General features: G+C 68.1%; 17 protein-coding genes. 5 read left to right on the top strand and 12 right to left on the bottom strand.

Going from position 1 to position 20,068, the window contains the following annotated elements; translation table 11 throughout:
- Window positions 1-77: 77 nt before the first annotated feature.
- The 3 genes from BKA15_RS34860 to BKA15_RS13265 are packed head-to-tail and all read left to right on the top strand — an operon-like array spanning window position 78 to window position 4,362.
- Window positions 78-1,580 (top strand): hypothetical protein, encoded by a 1,503-nt coding sequence (locus BKA15_RS34860; RefSeq protein ID WP_218871289.1) that lies wholly within the window; start codon window positions 78-80, stop codon window positions 1,578-1,580.
- A 41-nt stretch (window positions 1,581-1,621) separates the two neighbouring features.
- Complete coding sequence (locus tag BKA15_RS13260; RefSeq protein ID WP_179751445.1) at window positions 1,622-3,586, top strand: M13 family metallopeptidase; 1,965 nt, start codon at window positions 1,622-1,624, stop codon at window positions 3,584-3,586.
- On the top strand, window positions 3,583-4,362 hold the full coding sequence (locus tag BKA15_RS13265; protein WP_179751447.1) for a class I SAM-dependent methyltransferase: 780 nt from the start codon (window positions 3,583-3,585) through the stop codon (window positions 4,360-4,362). The genes BKA15_RS13260 and BKA15_RS13265 overlap by 4 nt, the downstream gene beginning before the upstream one ends.
- Window positions 4,363-5,499: 1,137 nt before the next feature.
- Here BKA15_RS13265 and BKA15_RS13270 read toward each other — a convergent pair.
- The 5 genes from BKA15_RS13270 to BKA15_RS13290 are packed head-to-tail and all read right to left on the bottom strand — an operon-like array spanning window position 5,500 to window position 11,027.
- The gene (locus BKA15_RS13270) at window positions 5,500-6,291 is read right to left on the bottom strand and encodes an ATP-binding cassette domain-containing protein (RefSeq protein WP_246322337.1); all 792 of its coding nucleotides are present in this window, start codon (window positions 6,289-6,291) and stop codon (window positions 5,500-5,502) included.
- Window positions 6,284-7,300, bottom strand: coding sequence for an ABC transporter ATP-binding protein (locus tag BKA15_RS13275; protein ID WP_179751451.1), 1,017 nt, complete (start codon window positions 7,298-7,300; stop codon window positions 6,284-6,286). Before BKA15_RS13275 ends, BKA15_RS13270 begins: the two co-directional genes overlap by 8 nt.
- Complete coding sequence (locus tag BKA15_RS13280; protein WP_312879005.1) at window positions 7,297-8,148, bottom strand: ABC transporter permease; 852 nt, start codon at window positions 8,146-8,148, stop codon at window positions 7,297-7,299. The genes BKA15_RS13275 and BKA15_RS13280 overlap by 4 nt, the downstream gene beginning before the upstream one ends.
- A 26-nt stretch (window positions 8,149-8,174) precedes the next feature.
- The gene (locus tag BKA15_RS13285) at window positions 8,175-9,200 is read right to left on the bottom strand and encodes an ABC transporter permease (RefSeq protein WP_312879006.1); all 1,026 of its coding nucleotides are present in this window, start codon (window positions 9,198-9,200) and stop codon (window positions 8,175-8,177) included.
- Window positions 9,201-9,236: 36 nt separating this feature from the next.
- Complete coding sequence (locus BKA15_RS13290; protein ID WP_179751455.1) at window positions 9,237-11,027, bottom strand: peptide ABC transporter substrate-binding protein; 1,791 nt, start codon at window positions 11,025-11,027, stop codon at window positions 9,237-9,239.
- Between the two features lie 213 nt (window positions 11,028-11,240).
- Here BKA15_RS13290 and BKA15_RS13295 point away from each other — a divergent pair, with 213 nt between their 5' ends.
- Window positions 11,241-12,338, top strand: coding sequence for an inositol-3-phosphate synthase (locus BKA15_RS13295; RefSeq protein ID WP_179751457.1), 1,098 nt, complete (start codon window positions 11,241-11,243; stop codon window positions 12,336-12,338).
- Here the strand turns inward: BKA15_RS13295 and BKA15_RS13300 are convergent.
- The 6 genes from BKA15_RS13300 to BKA15_RS13325 are packed head-to-tail and all read right to left on the bottom strand — an operon-like array spanning window position 12,335 to window position 17,393.
- Window positions 12,335-12,694: a hypothetical protein gene (locus BKA15_RS13300; protein ID WP_179751458.1), complete on the bottom strand. Its 360-nt coding sequence runs from the start codon at window positions 12,692-12,694 to the stop codon at window positions 12,335-12,337. The genes BKA15_RS13295 and BKA15_RS13300 overlap by 4 nt on opposite strands.
- A 22-nt stretch (window positions 12,695-12,716) precedes the next feature.
- Entirely contained in the window at window positions 12,717-13,082 is a 366-nt protein-coding gene (locus BKA15_RS13305) for a hypothetical protein (RefSeq protein WP_179751460.1), read from the bottom strand.
- Window positions 13,083-13,122: 40 nt separating this feature from the next.
- Complete coding sequence (locus BKA15_RS13310; RefSeq protein ID WP_179751463.1) at window positions 13,123-14,208, bottom strand: ABC transporter ATP-binding protein; 1,086 nt, start codon at window positions 14,206-14,208, stop codon at window positions 13,123-13,125.
- A 13-nt stretch (window positions 14,209-14,221) separates the two neighbouring features.
- Window positions 14,222-15,115: a carbohydrate ABC transporter permease gene (locus BKA15_RS13315; RefSeq protein ID WP_179751465.1), complete on the bottom strand. Its 894-nt coding sequence runs from the start codon at window positions 15,113-15,115 to the stop codon at window positions 14,222-14,224.
- Window positions 15,112-16,077 (bottom strand): carbohydrate ABC transporter permease, encoded by a 966-nt coding sequence (locus BKA15_RS13320; protein WP_179751467.1) that lies wholly within the window; start codon window positions 16,075-16,077, stop codon window positions 15,112-15,114. Before BKA15_RS13320 ends, BKA15_RS13315 begins: the two co-directional genes overlap by 4 nt.
- Window positions 16,074-17,393 carry an ABC transporter substrate-binding protein gene (locus BKA15_RS13325; protein WP_179751468.1) on the bottom strand — a complete coding sequence of 440 codons (1,320 nt, stop codon included), beginning with the start codon at window positions 17,391-17,393 and terminating at the stop codon, window positions 16,074-16,076. The genes BKA15_RS13320 and BKA15_RS13325 overlap by 4 nt, the downstream gene beginning before the upstream one ends.
- A gap of 223 nt (window positions 17,394-17,616) precedes the next feature.
- Between BKA15_RS13325 and BKA15_RS13330 the strand changes: the two genes are divergently transcribed.
- Window positions 17,617-18,957: a hypothetical protein gene (locus BKA15_RS13330; protein WP_179751470.1), complete on the top strand. Its 1,341-nt coding sequence runs from the start codon at window positions 17,617-17,619 to the stop codon at window positions 18,955-18,957.
- A 118-nt stretch (window positions 18,958-19,075) separates the two neighbouring features.
- Here BKA15_RS13330 and BKA15_RS13335 read toward each other — a convergent pair whose 3' ends face one another.
- Complete coding sequence (locus BKA15_RS13335) at window positions 19,076-19,966, bottom strand: putative endonuclease domain-containing protein (RefSeq protein WP_179751472.1); 891 nt, start codon at window positions 19,964-19,966, stop codon at window positions 19,076-19,078.
- Window positions 19,967-20,068 lie beyond the last annotated feature (102 nt).

A 20,068-nucleotide genomic window follows, 5' to 3' on the forward strand; every position in this document is an offset into this window, starting at 1 on the left:
TCGAGTTGGGCACATCGCTCGGTAAGGTTGGTGCCCGAGCGGCGCACACAGCGCCTGACGATGTGACGGAGTCCAGCATGAGTGGTCAGTACCCGCCTGGTGGCCAGCCCGGGCCGTACGGGGGTAATCCCCAGGGCGGTTCCGGTCAAGGCCAGGGGGCAGACGGGTTCGGGCAGGGACAGGGCGGCCAGCCGGGCTACGGCCAACAGCCGGGGTACGGCCAGCAGCCGCCGCAGGGCCAGCCGGGCTACGGCCAACAGCCCGGCTACGGCCAGCAACCGGGGTACGGCCAGCAGCCGCCGCAGGGCCAGCCGGGCTACGGCCAACAGCCCGGCTACGGCCAACAACCGGGCTACGGCCAGCAGCCGCCGCAAGGCCAGCCCGGCTATGGCGATCCGTCCGGGAGCAGCCCGCAGACGGCCAACACGCAGTACCTTCCGGGGCCGGGCGGCTATCAGCAGTCGCCGGGCGCGACCGCCGGCAGCCCCGGGACGCCGGGGTATCTGGCCGGGCCGGGCGGCCCGCCGCAGGGTCCGTACGGCGGGCCTCACCAGCAGCCACCGAAGAAGAACAACAACACCCGGATGCTGCTGATCGTCGGCGTCTGCGTGCTCGCCCTGATCGTGCTCGGCGTCGTCGGCGGCGTGGTGTTGTTCCGGTCCACCCAGGCGGGGGCCGGCACCGATCCGACCCCGCCGGCGAAGACTCCGAGCAGCACGGTGAAGGGGTACCTCGAGGCAGTGGCCGCGGGCAAGGCGACCGAAGCGATCGCCTTCAGCGCCGACGTTCCGGCCGACACCGCCTTGATCACCGACGCCGTCCTGCAGGACTCCAACAGCCGGGCGCCGCTGACCGGCATCACCGTTGCCGAGATCCCGGACAACCCGAGCGGGTCGGCCAGCGTCGACGCCAGCTTCATGATCGGGCAGGAATCGGTGAACCTGACCTTCGGCGTGACCAAGCAGGGCGAGGACTGGAAGCTGGTCCGCGGCTATGCCGAGCTCGACCTGAGCTCGGTATTGGTCGACGGGCTGCCGCTGGTGATCAACGGCGTCGAGGTCGAGGCGGACAGCGTGCAGCTGCTGCCGGGATCGTACGAGGTCGCGACGGGGCTGAAGGCGATCGACTACGGCGACGAGAACGAGTTCACGGTCACCGAACTGACCGACGACGTCGAGGTGCCCACCCTCACGCCCACCCTGACCTCGGGCGGCAAGAAGGCGCTGCTCGCGGCCACCCAGAAGTCGCTCAAGGCATGCCTGGCCAGGAAAGAACTGGCGCCGAAGAACTGCCCCAACCTGATCACTCCGAACTCCGATCAGAAGATCGCGCCGAGTTCGATCAAGTGGACCCTGTTGGAGGACACGTTCAAGAACTTCGAGCCGACCTTGGACTCCACCAAGCCGACGGTGGCCAACGTCGACCTGAAGCTGCGCCTGAAGTTCGCCGGCACCGGCACCTACAAGGGCCAGTCGACGACCTTCAACAACGACAGCTGGTCCGACGAACTGCGGGCCTACATCGTCACGGCCGACCTGTCCAAGGAGCCGTACCCGATCACCTGGACCCGCAACTACTGATCACCCGTACCGGCGTGGTTGCTCTGGCATAACATGCATGGGTGACCGACACCGTACCCGTGCCCGCGATCGACTTCGCCACCTTCGATCACGACGTACGCATCGCCGACGACCTGTTCCGCCACGTCAACGGCCGCTGGATCGCCGAGACGGAGATCGCCGACGACAAGCCGATGGCCGGTTCCTTCATCGCGCTGCGCGATGCCGCCGAGGCTGCCGTACGCGACATCATCACGGGGCTGACCGAGGGTGAACCGGGCAGCAACGAGGCCAAGATCGCGGACCTGTACGCGAGCTTCATGGACGCCGATGCGGTGGAGGCGGCCGGCGCGACCCCGCTCGCCGGGCTGCTCGCCGAGGTCGACCAGACCGACACCACGGCCGAACTGGTGCGCCTGATCGGCAGCTTCTACCGGCGCGGGATCAGCGGCCTGGTCGGGATCGACGTCGAATCCGACCCGGGCGACCCGCAGCGGTCCGTGATCTTCGTCGGCCAGTCCGGCCTCGGGCTGCCGGACGAGGAGTACTACCGGCTCGATGATCATGCCGAGATCCGGACCAAGTACCAGGCTCACATCGCCGCGACGTTCGCGCTCGCCGAGGTGGACTACCCGGCGACCCAGGCCAAGCGGGTGCTCGATCTGGAGACCGAGATCGCGGCCGCACACTGGGACAAGGTGAAGACCCGGGACCTGCGGCTGATGTACAACCTGATGACGTTGGAGGACTTCGAGCAGACGTACGAGGCGCTGAACTGGCCCGAGTACGCGGCCGGCCTCGGCATTGACGCCGAGACGATGGCCGAGCTGGTCGTCATGCAGCCGTCGTTCTTCTCCGAGATCGGCGCGCTGATCACCCGCAACCGCCTCGACTCCTGGCGGGCCTGGGCCCGGTGGAAGATCATCTCCTCCCTGTCGCCGTACCTCTCCAGCGCGTTCGTCGACGAGCGGTTCTCCTTCTACGGAACGGTTCTGTCCGGCACGCCGAAGCTCAAGGAGCGGTGGAAGCGCGGCGTCGAACTGGTCGAGGGCTCACTCGGTGAGGCGGTCGGCCAGATCTACGTGGAGCGGCACTTCTCGCCGACCGCGAAGGAGCGGATGGACCGGCTGGTCGGGCACCTGATCGAGGCGTACCGGCAGTCGATCACCGACCTGGACTGGATGACCGAGGACACCAAGAAGGAAGCGCTGGACAAGCTGGCCAAGTTCCGGCCGCACATCGGCTTCCCGTCGAAGTGGCGCGACTACTCGTCGCTGGAGATCCGCCGGGACGACCTGATCGGCAACGTCTCCCGCGCGGTCGACTTCGAGATCACCCGCAACCTCGCCAAGGTCGGCCAGCCGGTCGACCGCGAGGAATGGATCATGACCCCGCAGACGGTGAACGCCTACTATCACCCGCTGCGCAACGAGATCGTCTTCCCGGCCGCGATCCTGCAGCCGCCGTTCTTCAACGAGCACGCCGACGACGCCGTCAACTACGGCGGCATCGGCGCGGTGATCGGCCACGAGATCGGGCACGGCTTCGATGATCAAGGTTCCACCTGCGACGGTGACGGTGCGCTGCGGAACTGGTGGACCGAGGACGACCGGGCCGCCTTCGAGCAGCGTACGGCCGCCTTGATCGAGCAGTACGACGCACTGGAGCCGGCCCAGACGCCGGGCCACAAGGTCAACGGCTCGCTGACGATCGGCGAGAACATCGGCGATCTCGGCGGGCTGTCGATCGCCCTCAAGGCGTTCCAGCTGGCCAGCCAGGACGTCGAGCCGGAGCCGATCGACGGCTACACCCCGGTGCAGCGGCTGTTCCTCAACTGGGGCGCGATCTGGCAGTCCAAGGCCCGCACCGAGACGGTGCTGCAGCGGCTCGCGGTCGACCCGCACGCCCCGAACGAGTTCCGCTGCAACCAGATCGTCCGCAACGTCGACGCCTTCTACGAGGCCTTCGACCTGCAGCCGACCGACGCCCTCTACCTCGACCCGGCCAAGCGCGTCAGCATCTGGTGACCGGTGGACGGGGCCGATGCGGCAGGCTGGTCCGGGATGGCCCGGGACTGGTCGCGGTTGTGGGTGATCATCCGGGGCCGGTCTGGACCAAGATCATCCGGGCCGCCGGTATCGGCGCCGGCACCAGCGTCCTGGACGTCGGCTGCGGCTCCGGCGAGTGGCTCGGCCACCTCGCCGGGCTCGGCGCCGACGTGGCCGGCGTCGATCCCGCGGCGGGCATGATCGAACTCGCCCGGGAGCGCCTGCCCGGCGCCGACCTCCGGGTCGGAACCTTCGATGATCTTGGTTTCCCGGTCGGCACCTTCGACGTCGTGACGGCCGTGAACGCCCTGCAGTTCGCAGCCGACCCTGAGGCGGGCCTGACGGGACTGCTCCGGGCGACCCGGCCGGGCGGGCACGTCGCGATCGCCAACTGGGCCGAAGACGCCCGGAACGACCTGTTCCGGATCGAGCAGGCGATCGCCGACGCCACCGACGCCGAGATCCTGCCCGGCGGCCCGCTCCGAGAGCCCGGCGGCCTCGAGTCGCTGTTCGACCGGGCGGGACTGGCCCCGATCGACGGCGGCCTGGTAGCCCTCGCCTGGCAGGTCTCCGAACAGGACCTGCTCCGAGGCACCCTGCTCGGCCACCCGCCGGAGCAGCAGGACGAACTCACCCCCGTCGTCCTCCGAGCCGCCGCCCCGTTCCGATCGGGCGAGGACTATCACCTCACCAACCACTTCCGCTACGCCATCACCCAAACTCCCGCCGACCAGTCAGCAAAGCAGCGGTTTTGACGGCGTGTCGCTGCGGAAGTGACCGGCCGGTACGGGAGGAAGCGCGACACCGGACCCAGAACCGAGCGCACGCCACCGACCCGACCGCGGGCGCGCCGCACCCCGGGACCGTAGGCGTGCCGCCGGCCCAAGAACCGAGGGCATGCAGCCAGTCCAGGATCGTGGGCGTACCGCCGACCCAGCACCATGGGCGCGCCGCCGAGCGACCCACGACCCTGGACGCGCGCCATCGCCCCAGGACCACGGCGCCGCCGAGCCACGCCGTGCGCGGATGGTGCGGCGGGATCGTGTTCGCTCGCACGCTGATGGCCCGTCGATCCAGGGACCGCCGTCGAGGTCGCGGCCGGAGCCGATGCGGTGATCATCATGGTGGCCACCGGAGCAGCGTGTCCGGTCTCCCCTTCGGCGACGACCAGCTTGGCTGGCCTGGTCCGCGGCCAGTTGTTGCTGGTGATGAGCCCGGTCGGACCGGAGGCCGTGGCGGCTGTCGACGAGCGGCAGCCGGCCGCCGGAGCCGAGCTCCTTCAGCGTGCCGGTCACCGACGACGTCCCCCCGATACCGCAGGTGCTGCCGCCGATCGCGCCCCGCAGGCGACCCCCGGCGCGATCCGCTCCAGTTCGATGATCGCCCCACAACGACGGCTCGGACGTGCACGGCTCCCGCGTCCTGCACCGGATCCGGCTGCGCGTTCGCAGCACCGATCCGTGGGTCGCATCGCTGGAGCGTCGAGGAACTAGTGTCGCGCGTCCCTAGTTCCTTAACAGTCGGCGACGCCCAGGCACGCACCTCGCGGCGTTCTCCTCAGTCGATATATGACCCGATATGTCTTCCTCGTCGGCCTGGCGATGCACGCACCTGGACGCCGCCACCTGTCAAGGAACTAGGGACGCACGACACTAGCCGACGCCGAACTGACGCCGCCGTCCAGCTTCTCGGCTCGGCTATCCCGCCGGCCGCAAGCAATCGTGCGCCGCGGACACCGACCGACTTGGCACCTGCCGCTGCGTGTCGATGCCCGCCCCGACGTCCGGCTCGCGCGACCCCACTACCCCACTCCCCGACCGACCAGTCACTTACGCAACGACACGCCGCCAAAACCGCTGCTTTGGTGACCGGTCGGCGAGCTTTGGTGGGGGTCAGGCTCGGACGGGGAGGACGGCGGCTAGGAGGGTCTTCGTGTATTCGTCCTGGGGGTCGGCGAAGAGCTGCTCGGTGGGAGCTGCCTCGACGATCTTCCCGGTACGCATCACGGCGACCCGGTCGGCCAGTCGCTCGACGACGGCCAGGTTGTGCGAGATGAACACGCAGGACAGGCCGAGGGAACCGCGCAGCTCTTCGAGGAGGGCGAGGATCTGGGCCTGGATCGAGACGTCCAGCGAGGAGGTCGGCTCGTCGCAGACCAGCAGGTCCGGTTCCAGGGCCAGGGCTCGCGCGATCGCGATCCGCTGCTGCTGGCCGCCGGAGAACTGGCGCGGCGACAGGTCGGCGAAGCGCGGGTTGACCCCGACGAGCTCGAGCAGTTCGAGGGCCTTGGCCCGGCGGGACTCGCGGGTGCCCCGGTTGTGCAGCCGGAGCGGCTCCGCGACGTTGCCGACCGCGGTGTAGTGCGGCAGCAGCGACCCGTACGGATTCTGGAAGACCATCTGCATCTTGCCCCGGAGCGCGTGCTGCGCCTTCCCGGTCATGGCGGACAGTTCCTGCCCCTCGAACAGGATCCGGCCGGACGTGACCGGCTGCAGACCCATGATCAACCGGGCCAGGGTGGACTTGCCGCTGCCGCTCTCGCCCACGATGCCGACCGTCTCGCCGCGGCGTACGTCCAGCGAGACGTCATCGACCGCGAGGGTCTCACCGGCCCGGCTGGAGAAGAGCTTGCTGACGGACTCGGCCCGGACCAGCACCTCGCCCTGCTTCGCTGACTCAGACAAGTGCCGCCGCCTTCCAACACGCCGCGCCATGATCAACCGATCCGGCCGACCCGGACTCGACCTTGATCAACTCCTGCTCCTCGGAGCACCGCGGCTGCTCGGCCTGGGTGCACCGCGGATTGAACGGGCAGCCCTTCGGCCGCCGGGCCAGGTCGGGCGGGCTGCCCGGGATCGGGATCAGCGGTAGGTCACGCCCGCCGACCTCGATGCTGGAGCCCAACAGCCCGATGGAGTACGGATGCCGCGGCCGATCCAGCAGGTCCAGCGTCGAAGCCCGTTCCATCACCCGCCCGGCGTACATCACCATCACGTCGTCACAGAAGTACCGCGCCACCCCGAGATCGTGGGTGATCATGATGACGCCGGTGCCCTGGTCCTTCAGCCCGGCCAGCAGGTCGAGCAGCTGGCGCTGAATGGTCACGTCCACCGCGGTGGTCGGCTCGTCGGCGATCAGCAACGCCGGCCGGGTGATCATCGCCATCGCGATCATCGCCCGCTGCCGCATGCCGCCCGACATCTGGAACGGATACATCCGGACCCGGCGCTCGGGCTCGGGGATGCCGACGTCGCCCAGCGCCTGGACGGCCCGCTTCCGGGCGTCGGCCTTGCCACAGATCCCGTGCCAGAGCAGGTGTTCGGTCAGTTGCCGCTCCACCGTGAGGGTCGGGTTCATCGCCTCCATGGCATTCTGGAACACCATGCCGATGTCGCGACCCCGGATCTTGCGCAGGTCGCGCTGCTTGAGCGCGAGCAGGTCCTTGCCCTGGAACTGCGCGGTGCCGCCGGTCACCCGGCCGGTCCGCGGCAGCAGGCCGAGCAGGCTGCGCACCGTGACGCTCTTGCCACTGCCGCTCTCGCCGACGATCGCGAGCGCCTTGCCCGGCTCGACGGTGAAGCTGATCCCGTCGACGACGGTCAGCCGCTCGCCGTCGGACCGGCGGAACTCGGTCCGCAGGTCCGAGACCTCGAGCAGATGATCTTGGGCCGAGTGATCTTGAGAGAGGCTCATCGCTGGTCTCCGCTCGCGTCGAAGGCGTCCCGGAGGCCGTCGCCGACCCAGGTGAAGGCCAGCAGGGTGAGGGCGAACAACGCCGCCGGGAACAGCAGCAGGTGCGGTGCCGAGAGCAACGACCGGACGCCCTCGGAGATCATGCCGCCCCAGGACGGAGTCGGCGGTTCGACGCCGAGCCCGAGCAGGGCGAGACCGGCCTCGGCACCGATCGCGGCCGGGATGCCGAAGCTGGTGGTGACCAGGATCGGGCCGATCGCGTTCGGCAGGATGTAGCGGACCGCGATGGTGAAGCCGGAGGCGCCCATCGACCGCGCCGCCTCGACGTACTCCCGCTGCTTGAGCGTGAGCACCTGGGCGCGGACCAGCCGGGCCTGGGTGACCCAGGACGCGATGCCGATGGCCAAGATCAACGCGAAGATGCTGCGGCCGAGCACGGTCACCAACACCACCGCGAACAGGTAGCTCGGGAACGCGTACATCACGTCGGTGCCGGCCATCAGGCCCTGCTCGAGTCGACCGCCGACGTAGCCGGCCAGCAGCCCGATGATCAACGCCAGGACCAGTGCGGTGACCTCGGCCCCGAAGGCGACCGACAAGGCGGTACGGAGACCGTAGAGCACCCGGCTGAACACGTCGCGGCCCAGCGCGTCGGTGCCGAGCAGGTGACCCCCGACGCCCGGACCGACCAGCTTGTTGTCGAAGTCGGTGTCGGTGTAGTGGAAGGGAGCGATCAGCGGCGCGCTCAGCGCGACGATGATCAACAGGCCACAGAAGATCAGGCTGCCGAGCGCCAGCTTGTTCCGGCGGAACCGGTCCCAGGCGTGCCGGAGCGGACTCTTGGTCACGACCTCCCTGGTTGCACTGACGGGCGTCAGACCGATGTCGGCTGCACTTTCGACTGTTGCCACAGCTTCCTCCCCCCTCGCAAGAATCCGCGTCCACCGGCCTCGGCACGGATCCGCGGATCCAGTGCGCCATAGATCAGATCGACGATCAGGTTCACCACCATCAAGATCAACGCGAAGAACAACGTGGTGCCCATCAGCAGCGGCATGTCACGGCTCGCTGCCGCCTGGGTGAAGTAGAGCCCGAGGCCCGGGATCCGGAACAGCGTCTCCACGAACACGGTCCCGGTCATCAGCCCGGCCAGCAGCGGCCCGACTACGGTGACCAGCGGGATCAGCGAGTTGCGCAGTGCGTGCCGGATCACCACCGTGCTGTACGGTCCGCCCTTGGCCAGCGCCGCGGTGACGTACTCCTCGCGGAGCGTCTCGAGCATGCTGGACCGCACATAGCGTGCCAGCACGGCCACCGGGCCCAACGCCAGCGCCAGTACGGGCATGATCATGTTCGCCGGACCGTCCCAGCCGCTGGAGGGCAGCAGGTGCAGCGTCGCGGTGAAGAACAAGATCAGGAACGCCGCGGTCAGATAGCTGGGCAGGGCGTGCCCCAGCGTGACCACGAACATCGTCCCGTGATCACCGATCGAGTCCTTCCGCAGCGCGGCGAACACCCCGATCGGCACCGAGATCAACAGGGCGATGATCACGGCGATGATCGCCAACGTCGCCGAGACCGGGAACGCCGTGGCGATGATGTCCTGCACGTCCTGGCCGGCGTACTTGTAGGACGGGCCGAAATCCCAGGTGATCGCACCCTTCATGAAGATCAGGTACTGCTGCCAGGCCGGCTTGTCCTCGCCGTACCGGTTCTCCAGTTCGGTCACCATCTGCTCGGTGCCGGCACTGCCGATGTTGGTGGCGCCGCTGCTGACCCGGGCGATGTCGGCGAAACTGCCGGGTGCCAGTTGCAGCAGCGTGAACGCGATGATCGACACCGCGATCAGGGACACCACCAGCCGAGCCACCCGGCTGGCCAGGTAACGAACGAATCCCACGCCTATCCTCCTCGTAGCTGAACGGTCATCTCGCCGTCATGCCTTCGGCTTCAGACCCTTGAGGTAGAAGTAGTCGGGGTAGGCACGCATGACGATCCCCTCGATCGTCGGGCGGACCGCGAAGTAGACGCTGAGCCAGAGCACCGGGATGTAGAGCGACTCCTGCTCCCGGACGCCGGCCGCCTCCTTGAAGATCGCCAACCGCTTGGCATCGTCCGGCTCGGAGTAGCCCTTCGCCACCAGGTCGGCCATCTCACGCGACCCCGGCGAGCTCTTCTCCTTCAGCAGCGCGGCGAGCTGCTTGTTCTTGGTGCCGGCATCGAGCTCCTTGTCCTGCTCGATCTTCTGGTACTGGGCCCAGGACGCCGACGGCAGGCTGAACTTCTGCACGTCGATCGGCGACCAGAGCGAACCGGTGTAGGTCGGCCAGGTGGGCAGGCCGGCGAACGTACCGAAGTAGAAGCCGATGTAGTCGCCCTTCTGCACCTGCCAGCGACGCTCGACGTACACGCCGGACTCGACGATGTCGGGCCGGACCTTGATGCCGAGGTTCTTCTGCCAGACGTCGGCCAGTGCGGCGACGATCGGGCTGTCCACGCCGGCCAGGATCCGGATCTCCGGCAGGCCCTTGCCGTCCGGGTAGCCGGCTTCGGCCAGCAGTCGCTTGGCCTGCTCGATGTCCTCGCCGAGGGCGAAGCTGTCGTCCCAGCCCTTGACCCGGCCCGGCACCAGCGTCTGGCCTGCCTTGGCTCCGGTGACGACGCCGGCCAGGGTGTCCCGGCTCATCGCCATCGACAGCGCCTGCCGGACCCGGATGTCCTCCAGGGCCGGGTTTTCGCTGCGCAGCTTGGCCAGGTAGGCGACGCTGTAGTTCTCGACGACCTTGAGGTGCTTCGACAGTTCCGGATCCTTCTGGAACCGCTGCACGTCGACGTCCGGGATTCCGACGATGTCGGTCTCGTTGTTCTCGTACGGAACGGTCTGGGTGCCGCTCGCGGTCGCCTCGATCAACTGCACCTGGATGTTGTCGTAGAACACCTGGCCGCGGTCCCAGTAGTTCTCGTTGGGCACCAGGTCCAGGGTCGAGTTCATCACCCAGTTCGTCACCGCGTACGGGCCGTTGGTGATGAAGTTCGGCGGCTTCTGCCAGTCGTCGGGCTTCTCCTCGACCGTCTTCATGTGCAGCGGCAGCAGCGACGGGTGGCTCAGCGCGGGCAGCAGGTCCGGGTTTGGGTTGGCGAGCGTGATCACCAGTTCCTTGTCCCCGGTGGCCTTGACGCCGACCTGCGACCAGTCGGTCAGCGCGCCGGAGAGGAACTCGACCGCGCCCTTGATCCCGGTCGAGGCCTGGTACGAGTTCGCACCCAGCGTGGTGCCGCCGGCGCTGGCGCCGGACGGCGTGAAGAGCCGCTTGTAGGTGGCCTCGAAGTCGTGCGCGGTGACCGGGTCGCCGTTGGACCACTTGGCGTTCTCACGCAGCTTGAACGTGTAGGTCAGATTGTCGTCGGAGATCTCCCAGGACTCCGCCGTGGCGGGGTTCACCGAGTCTCCGGTCTCGGTCTGGGTGACCAGACCCTCGAGGATCCCGCGGGTCAGGATCCACATGCCGTTCGTGATCACCTGCGGATCCACGGTCTCGACAGTGGTGTAGGCGATCCGCAGCGTCTTGGCACCCTCCTGCTGTTGTGGCTGGCTGCCGAAGATGTTGCACCCGGTAAGTGACCAGGTACCCGTCGCGGCGATGCCGAGCGCTCCGGACAGTCGCAGGAAGTCGCGTCGGTTGGCCGGTACTTTCGCCAGGCCACCCGGCGACACGGACGTCTCCATTGATTCCACCTCTCTACCTACCCCGAACTCGCGGCGGAGGCACAGCGCCGTCGCCGCTTTGGTTGGACCATAATAACTATTTTGGGCCGCCCGTAAATCCTCGCCACCAACTTGTAACAATCCTCAGCCGTCCTTGCGGTGGTCCGGACCCCGGCCGGCGGCTCCGCCATGACCGGACAATCCCGCCCGGATCTGCTGGATTAGCCTGCCGTCGTGCCTTCAACAACGCCAGGAAAAAACGCGATTCGGGTGGCCATCGTCGGTGTCGGCAACTGTGCGTCCTCGCTCGTCCAAGGGGTCCATTACTACCGGCACGCCCCCGAGGGCAAGGCCATCCCGGGCCTGATGCACGTACGGTTCGGTCCGTACCATATCGGTGATCTGGAGTTCGTGGCCGCGTTCGACGTAGATGCGAAGAAGGTCGGAGTTGATCTTGCCGACGCGATCCACGCCAGCCAGAACAACACGATCAAGATCAGCGACGTGCCGCCGACCGGGATCGAGGTGCTGCGCGGGCCGACGCTGGACGGCCTCGGTCACTACTACCGCGAAACGATCACCGAGTCGTCCGCGGCGGAGGTGGACGTGGTGGCCGCCCTGCGGCAGTCGCGGGCCGACGTCCTGGTCTCCTACCTGCCGGTGGGCTCGGACGAGGCCGACAAGTTCTACGCCCGGTGCGCGATCGAGGCCGGCGTCGGCTTCGTCAACGCGCTGCCGGTGTTCATCGCGTCCGATCCGGAGTGGGCCGAACGGTTCCGCAAGGCCGGGGTGCCGATCGTCGGCGACGACATCAAGAGCCAGGTCGGCGCGACGATCACGCACCGGGTGCTGGCCAAGCTCTTCGAAGATCGCGGCGTCACTCTTGATCACACGTACCAGCTGAACTTCGGCGGCAACATGGACTTCCAGAACATGCTGGAGCGGTCCCGGCTCGACTCGAAGAAGATCAGCAAGACCCGCGCCGTCACCTCGCAGATCCCGCGCGAGATGGCCGACGCCGACGTGCACATCGGGCCCAGCGACTACGTACCGTTCCTGGCCGACCGCAAGCACGCCCTGGTCCGGCTGGAGGGCCGCGGCTTCGGCGACGTGCCGGTCCAGCTCGAATACAAGCTCGAGGTCTGGGACTCCCCCAACTCCGCCGGCATCGTCATCGACGCCATCCGGGCCTGCAAGATCGCGAAGGACCGCGGTCTCGGCGGCCCGATCGACAGCGCGAGCGCGTACTTCATGAAGACCCCGCCGACGCAGTACGACGACTCCACCGCCCGTGATCTTGTCGAGGAGTTCATCCGCGGGGACGAGGGCTAGGCGGCGCAGTTCGAGCCGGTGACGAGCCAGCCCGACCCGCCGCCGCGACTGAGGTCGGAGATCTCGACCCGATGCGGGCCGTTGATCTTGTAGAGCAGGCCGTTCTCCCGGCGCGTCGTCCAGCCGGTACGCGGAGCGAGCGGCGACGCACCTGTCTCGAGCCAGACTTCCAGCGCGGCCTCGGGAGTCGGCTCGCCCACCGCGCCCGCCGCCAGGTCGATCGCGATCCCTGCGCATCCCGGCGGGAGCCCCTCCGGAGGAACACCGCACGCCGCAATCGAGCCGAGCAACGCCCACGCGGCAACCCCGGACGTGATGATCACGCCCGGACGCCGCGAATCGGCCCGCATCGCCATACTTGGATCGTAGGCGCCCTTGTCACTTCCCGGAACAATTCGCGGCAGTGACCGTCCACCCGGACCCGCCGCCGGTGCTGAGGTCGAGGATCTCGACCCGGTGCGGACCGTTGACCAGGTAGAGCAGGCCGTTCTCCATGGTCCTCGACCAGCCTTGGCGCGGGACCCGCGGCGATGCGCCGGTGTCGAGCCAGCGGTCGAGCGCGGCCTCGGGCGTGGGTTCCCCGACCGAACCCGCTTCAACGGAAATACTGATCGACACGCACCCGGGCGGCAGCAGTCCCGGCAGACCGAAGTTCGCGATCGCCGCGGTCAGGGCACAGGCCGCGACTCCGGCCGCCAACGCGATGATCACGCCCGGCCGCCGCGCACCCGGCCGCGTCGCCATGCGTCGATGCTACGCGCGCCCATCGGCCCGTTCGACAGGCTCAGGGAACGGCGAGGGAGCGGCCGTCGGCGGCGGGGTCGAAGAGGTGCAGGCGGTCGGCGGCGAGGGTCAGGTGGAGCGGGGTGTCGGGCTTCGCGTCGAACGGCGCCGGCACCTTGGCCTTGATCAACTCGCCGCCCAGTTCGAGGGTGAGCAGGACCTCGGAACCCAACGGCTCGGCGACGAACAGGCGGGCCGGGACCGAGGTGCCGGTCGGTACGTCGGAGACCCGGACGTGTTCCGGGCGGACACCGAGGACGACCTCGCGACCGGCCGGATCGGCGCTGCCGACCGGCGCGGGACGGTCGACGGCGGCGTTCATGAAGCGGCGTTCGCCGCCGACCGAGCGGAGCTCGCCGGTGAGGAAGTTCATCGCGGGCGAGCCCATGAAGGCGGCGACGAACATGGTGGCCGGCCGCTCGTAGACCTCGGTCGGCGACGCGCACTGCTGCAGCACCCCGTCCTTCATCACGGCGATCCGGTCCGACATCGTCATCGCCTCGACCTGATCATGGGTGACGTAGATGAAGGTCCGGCGGAGGTCGGCGTGCAGCCGCTTCAGCTCGGCCCGCATCCCGGACCGCAACTGCGCATCGAGGTTCGACAGCGGCTCGTCGAGCAGGTACGCACCGGCGTCACGGATGATCGCCCGGCCCAGCGCGACCCGCTGCCGCTGCCCGCCGGACAGCTGTTTCGGCCGCCGTTCCAACAGGTTCGCGATGCCGAGCGACTCGGCCACCTCGGCCACCCGGCGGCTGATCTCCGGCTTCGGCACCCGCATCATCTTCAGCGCGAAGCCGAGGTTCTGCGCGACCGTCTTGTGCGGATAGAGGGCGTAGCTCTGGAACACCATCGCCACGTCGCGACGGTTCGCCGGCAGGTGCCCGACCGGTACGTCGTCGAACCGGATGCTGCCCGACGTGGACTTCTCCAGCCCGCAGACCATCCGCAGCGTCGTCGTCTTGCCGCAGCCGGACGGGCCGACCAGGGTGAGGAACTCGCGGTCCTCGATGATCAGGTTCAGGTCCTCGACGGCGACGTTGCCGGCGAACTCCTTGCGTAGCTGATCAAGCCTGACCTCAGCCATCTCGATGATCTCCCTATCCCTTGACCGAGCCCGCGGCCAGCCCGCGGACGATGAGGCGCTGGAACACCATGACGATCACCAGCGGCGGGATCACGGCGAGCACGCCGGCGGCCGCCATCACCGTGTGTTGGACGTTGATGTCGGTGGCGAAGTTGGCGACCACGATCGGCATCGTCTGGGTCTCGATCGTGCTGGTGAGGAACAGCGCGAACATGAACTCGTTCCAGGCCGACAGGAACGAGAAGATCGTCACCGTGACCAGCCCCGGCGCGGCGATCGGCAGGAAGATCGTACGCATCATCTGGGGCCAGGTGCACCGGTCGACCCGGGCCGCGTCCTCCAGCTCGCGCGGGATGGTGCGGAAGTAGTCCTTGAGGATCCAGATCGTGAACGGCAGCGCGAACGTCGTGTAGGACAAGATCAACGCCTGGTAGGTGTCGAGCAACTGCAAGGCCCGCATCAGCAGATAGAACGGAACAATGATCGTCACGCCCGGCACCATCCGGGTGGCCAGGTAGACCATCAGCAGCGCCCGGCTGCCGCGGAACGGGATCCGGGCGAAGGTATACGCGGCGAGCACCCCCAGCAGCAGATTGCAGAGGGCGGTCAGGGTGGCCACGATCGCACTGTTCGCCATCGCCCGCGGCAGGTTCTGCGCGGCCCGGGACGCGAACTCCGCCTGGTCCGGGTTCAGGAAGCGCAGGTAGTTGTCCAGCGTGGGCCGCAGCGGGATCCACTGCGGCGGCACCGACACCGCGTCCGCCTCGTGCATGAAACTGGTCGCCACGATCCAGTAGAACGGGGCCACGAAGAAGATCGCGAACATGATCGCCAGCAGGTAGACGACGATCTTCCGCCAGGGGATCCGGTAGCGCAGCGGCACCGGCGGTTCGGCGAGTTCGGTCATACCTCGAAGCTCCCGCGCTTGTGCAGGGCGATCACGTAGGCGATCGAGATGATCAAGGTGATGCCCATGATCACGTACGCGTAGGCGCTGCCGAGCCCGACGTCCGTGTACGACAGCGAGGTGCGGATCGCCTGCAGCGAGATCACGTTCGTCGACTCGCCCGGGCCGCCGCCGGTGAGCAGGTAGACGATGTCGAAGGCCCGGAACACGCCCATCGTCTGCAAGATCAACACCATCAGCAGCGGATGCAGCAGCCAGGGCAGGGTGACCTGCCAGAACCGCTGCAAGGCGCCGGCCCGGTCCACCCGGGCGGCGTCGTACATCTCGGAGGGGATCGCCGTCAGCCCGGCCAGCAGGATCATCGACGCGAACGGCAGCATCCCCCACACCTCGGCGGCCACGATGACCAGGAACGCCGAGGTCGACGTGGCCAGGAACGGCTGGTACTCGTCGATCACGCCGAGCCCGACCAGCAGGCCGTTCAGCGCGCCGACCTTCGCGTCGAAGATCCACCGCCACATCAGGCCGCCGACCACGCCCGGAATGGCCCACGGCAACAGGATCAGGCTGCGCAGCACGCCGCGGCCGAGGAACGTCTCGTTGAGCACCAGGGCCAGGATCAGCGAGAGCACGGTCGTGATCACCACGACGACGACCGTGAACAGCGAGGTGATGCCGAGCGAGTTGAGGAAGGTCTGGTCGGTGATCAACGACAGGTAGTTGTCCGCGCCGATGAAGCCGCGCTTGGCCGGCTGCTTGAGGTTGTTCCGTTGCAGGCTGAGCCAGAACGAGTAGCCGATCGGGAACCCGATGATCAGCGCGATCACGGCCAGCGCAGGGGCGTTCAGCAGCCAGGCCCGGGCGGTCTCGCTGAGCCCGGCGCGGGGTTGGTCGTCGATGGCGCGCCCGGGCGGGGCGACCTCGCGCCGGGTCTGATCGCGTTGGGTCGTGGGAGCGGTCACGCGTACTTCTTCTCCAGGTCGCGGGCCGACGTGGCGAGCGCAGCGACCACCGATCCCGGGTCGTCCTGCGCCGTGAGGATCCGCTGGATACCCTTCTGCAGTTCGGTTTCGAACTCCGAGTACCAGGGCTTGACGACGACCGACCGAGACTTCGCGGTCGCGGACAACTGGGCGTAGACGTCCGGATCGCCCCACCGCTTGAGCTCCGCGATCACCTCCGGATCCTTGGCCAGCTCCTCGAACGCGAAGCCGAGTCCGTAGTTGAGGAACCAGAACTTCGCCGTGTACGGCTTCCCGTCGCCGTCGAAGCCGCCGAGGTAGGTGAGCAGCTTGATCGCGTCGTCGCGGCGTTCGGTGTTCGCGCTGAGGCCGTACATCCTGGTGGTCAGTACACTGCCCTGCCCCGGCCCGCCGAGTCCCGGGATCAACGCCATCTTCATCTTGCCGGCGATCTTGGACTTCTTGGGGTCGTTGTAGGCACGGGCGCCGTAGCGCGAGGCGAAGGTGAAGGCGTACTGGCCGGAGGACAGCGCCTCGTCCACCGGCGTCGGCCCCATCTGCACCGACGCCGGATCAATGATCTTGGAGACCCGGACCGCGTCGTCCAGCCAGCTCAGCAACTCCTTCGGCACCGGGTCCGTGCTGTCCATGATCGGCTGGAGTTGATCATCGAACATGGTGCCGCCGCTGCCGTACAACAGCGCCCAGAACCAACCCCAGTAGGAATCGCTCAGCTGGGCGGCGAAGCCGATCGAATACTTGAGGATGCCGCGCTCGCGGAGCGTGATCGCCTGGTCGGTCAGCTCCTCCAGGGTCTTCGGCGGGCCGGGCAGACCGGCCTTGTCGAGCAGGTCGGCGTTGTACAGCAGCGCCGAACAGTCGGTGTAGTACGGCAGGCAGTAGCGCTTGCCGTCATGGGTCATCGCGTCGGCGTTGCCGGGGAAGATCGCCTGGTACACCTCGTCCACTCCGGGCAGCCCGTCGATCGGCTGCAGGTAACCGGCGTCGGCCCAGCCGGCCATCGAGTCGTCGTAGACGTAGAGCGCGTCCGGCTCCGAACCGGCGGTGAACTCGGCCACCGTCTTCTGCACGTACTGCGATCCGGTGATCGAGGTGAAGGCGACCTCGATCCCCGACTGCTCCTTGAACCGGGCCAGGTTGTCCTCCACCGCCTGCGGCTCGTAATCCCAACCCTGGAAGGCGATCGGCCCGCCGGGATCCCCGGCCGGGGCACCACAGCCGGAGATCGCCGCGGAGCCGAGGGCCAGGCCGCCGAGTTGCAGCAACCTGCGGCGGCCGATTTCGTCGTTGATCATGATCCACCTCCAACACGGGACAATCCGACGGTCCTCCGCCGACCGACCCGCGTCCAGACACCGCGGCCATTGGCGGTAGACCACGCACCGCCCCTCTCGAGATCGGATTCGCAGCCGTGCTAGGTATTTCCGGCAACTCGATGCTCGACTGGTCTAACGGGAGTTGTGGGCGTGCGGTCGGCTCCCGGTTGCGGCTCGCTAGCGTGACGCTTCGGAGGTGGCCATGACCGATCTCGCGTACTACCTGACCTTCGGCCGGATGCCGACCCTCGGACTGGACGCCTGGCAGTCGATCTATCGCAGCTACGCCGCCGATGGCGCGACCCGGATCGTGCTCTGGACCGGCGGCGGGTTCCGGTCCCGCCGGTTCCCGATCACCTGGCAGTACAACCGGGAGCACCGCAACATCGAGCAGGACTTCCTCGGCGACCTGATCGACTACGGGCACACGCTCGGGATCAAGACCCTGCTCGGCTTCGTCCCCTACGACTACGACGGGATCAACCAGTTCCCGCTGGAGCAGCCGCGGCTGCGGGCGATCGGCGCGGACGGCAACTACCTGGAATCGCAGGGCATCCACTGCTGGGGGTACGCGCTCAATCCGGCCCTGGCGGAGTCCCGGCGGCTGGTGCTGGACTACGTACGCGAGCTCTACCGGGACTTCTATCCGCAGGCGGACGGCATCCTCATCGAATCGTCGGATCTCAAGCTGGGCAGCGGCTCCGGCGACTACTTCAGCCTCGAGTACGACCTGATCAAGGAACTCTCCGAGGACTACTGGAGTGATCATCCGGACGGCGAGTTGATCATCTACCCGCACTACTTCCGGTCCGACCGCGGCCAGGCACACCCGTACGATCCGCGCTGGCAGCTGGTCTTCACCTCCCACAGCGCCGACCTCGAGCCCGGCCTGATCGACCGAGCGAGCTACAGCTACTACGCCGACTATTCGATCATGGTCGGCGATCCGGAGCGGGTCCGAGGATCCTGCCGGCTGGTCAGCGCGCAGGGCATCTCGTGCTACTTCCCGCCGTTCGAGTTCTTCACCTACCGCCCGCCGCAGGCCGACATGCGCGAGCCGCACCTGATCGGCCGGCCGCTGCGCCCGTTCGGCTTCGAACACCTGTCCCGGCATGACAACCCGTACGACGATCCACTGGTGGCCGTGAACCGGCACGCGGTCCGGGCCTTCCTCGCCGATCCCGACCTGGCGCTGGACGAGTTCATCGCGGGCCTGGGTCCCGGCCTGCTCGGGCCGGCCGCCAGACCGAGCGACGTCGACGACCTGCTCACCCTGCACCGGCTGTATTTCCGCTCGAAGTCGTACTTCAGCGCCGGCCCGGCCGCCGACCCGCGGATGCTGCACCACCGGTTGAGGGAAGGCTCGATCGGCCCCGACGAGCTGGCCTGGATCGCCGGCCAACTCGCGGGGCTCCCGGACCTCCGCTCCCGCCTCGCCGCCAGCCCGGAGCCCGCGGCCGTCGCCCTCGCCGCCCGAGCCGACGACGTCCTGTCCGCCTGGTCCCAGCCCGACCGCGACTTCCTGCACGCCCACCTCGGCTGAACCCAGGGGCGCCACGCCGTGAGCCCGCCTCGACGGCACGTGGGAATGTCGACAATCCCACACGCCTGGGCGGATTCTGCGTAGGAATGTCGACAACCGCACTCCTTTCCGGGTGACGTCAGCCAGGCTCGAAGAGCTTCCGCCAGGTTCGGTTGAAGGACGGCGGGCGGCCACGGTATCCGCGGGTCCGGAGCTGGTCGGCGACAGTCGCAGCAATCTCGCGGGGCTGCTGCATCCGGCCATGGGTGACCCGGATGACGGAGTATCCCGCCCGGACCGCGGCCTCCTGCCGGGCGATGTCACGGCTCCACTGGATCGGGTCGGTCCGGTGGTGATCCCCGTCGTACTCGATGAGCGTCATGAACTCCTCCAGCGCCAGATCGAACCTTCCGATCGGTGCTGTGCCCGTGCCGATCATGGGATTGCAGGTCGGTTCGGGCAATCCCGCGAGCACCAGGAGAAGCCGGAGCCGCGTTTCCTGCGGCGATTCGGCGCCGCTTCGCGCCAGCGCTGCCGCGCGCCGGGCGATCCGCCCGCCCGGTCCCGTCGCACCGGCGGCGGCGCTGCGTAACGCGTCAGCGGTCACCGAGCCGAGCCGGATCAGCCAGTCGGCTGCCATCGTCGTTTCGACCAGGTCAAGTTCGGCGCAGGCGGCCAGCCAGGCGTCGGTCGGCACGGCAAGCCTGCGCCGGGCCGCCGGCAGTCGGCCAAGCCGGGAGAGCCGGATCCCCGCGTGCGTCGTGTGGCTGGTGGTCGCCGTTGCCACCCGCACCGGCTGCGCCGAGCCAACCTCGACACCGTGCAGCCAGAGCGCGGTGACGCCGATGATCACCGCGTCCGCGGGCATGACCAGGAGAGCGGCGGCCGCCTGCTCGGTCAAGGTCGGTTCGTCGGGCGAGTTCAGGTAGACCCCGCGGAGCAGTCGACGAAACCGAGGGCCGGAAAGTTGGCGCTCGGTCAATCCATGCCGTTTCGCACTCCGTACGGTCAGCAATCTGGGCAGTTCCACTCCTGCACGATCACCCCATTTCCGCCGCCTCGCTACCCGCGCCAAGCATTCTGTGGACAACTCCAAGCGCCCCGTTCCGCCTGTGGACAGCGGTCGGGGTCG

This window comes from Microlunatus parietis (assembly GCF_013407955.1).
Lineage (GTDB): Bacteria > Actinomycetota > Actinomycetes > Propionibacteriales > Propionibacteriaceae > Microlunatus > Microlunatus parietis.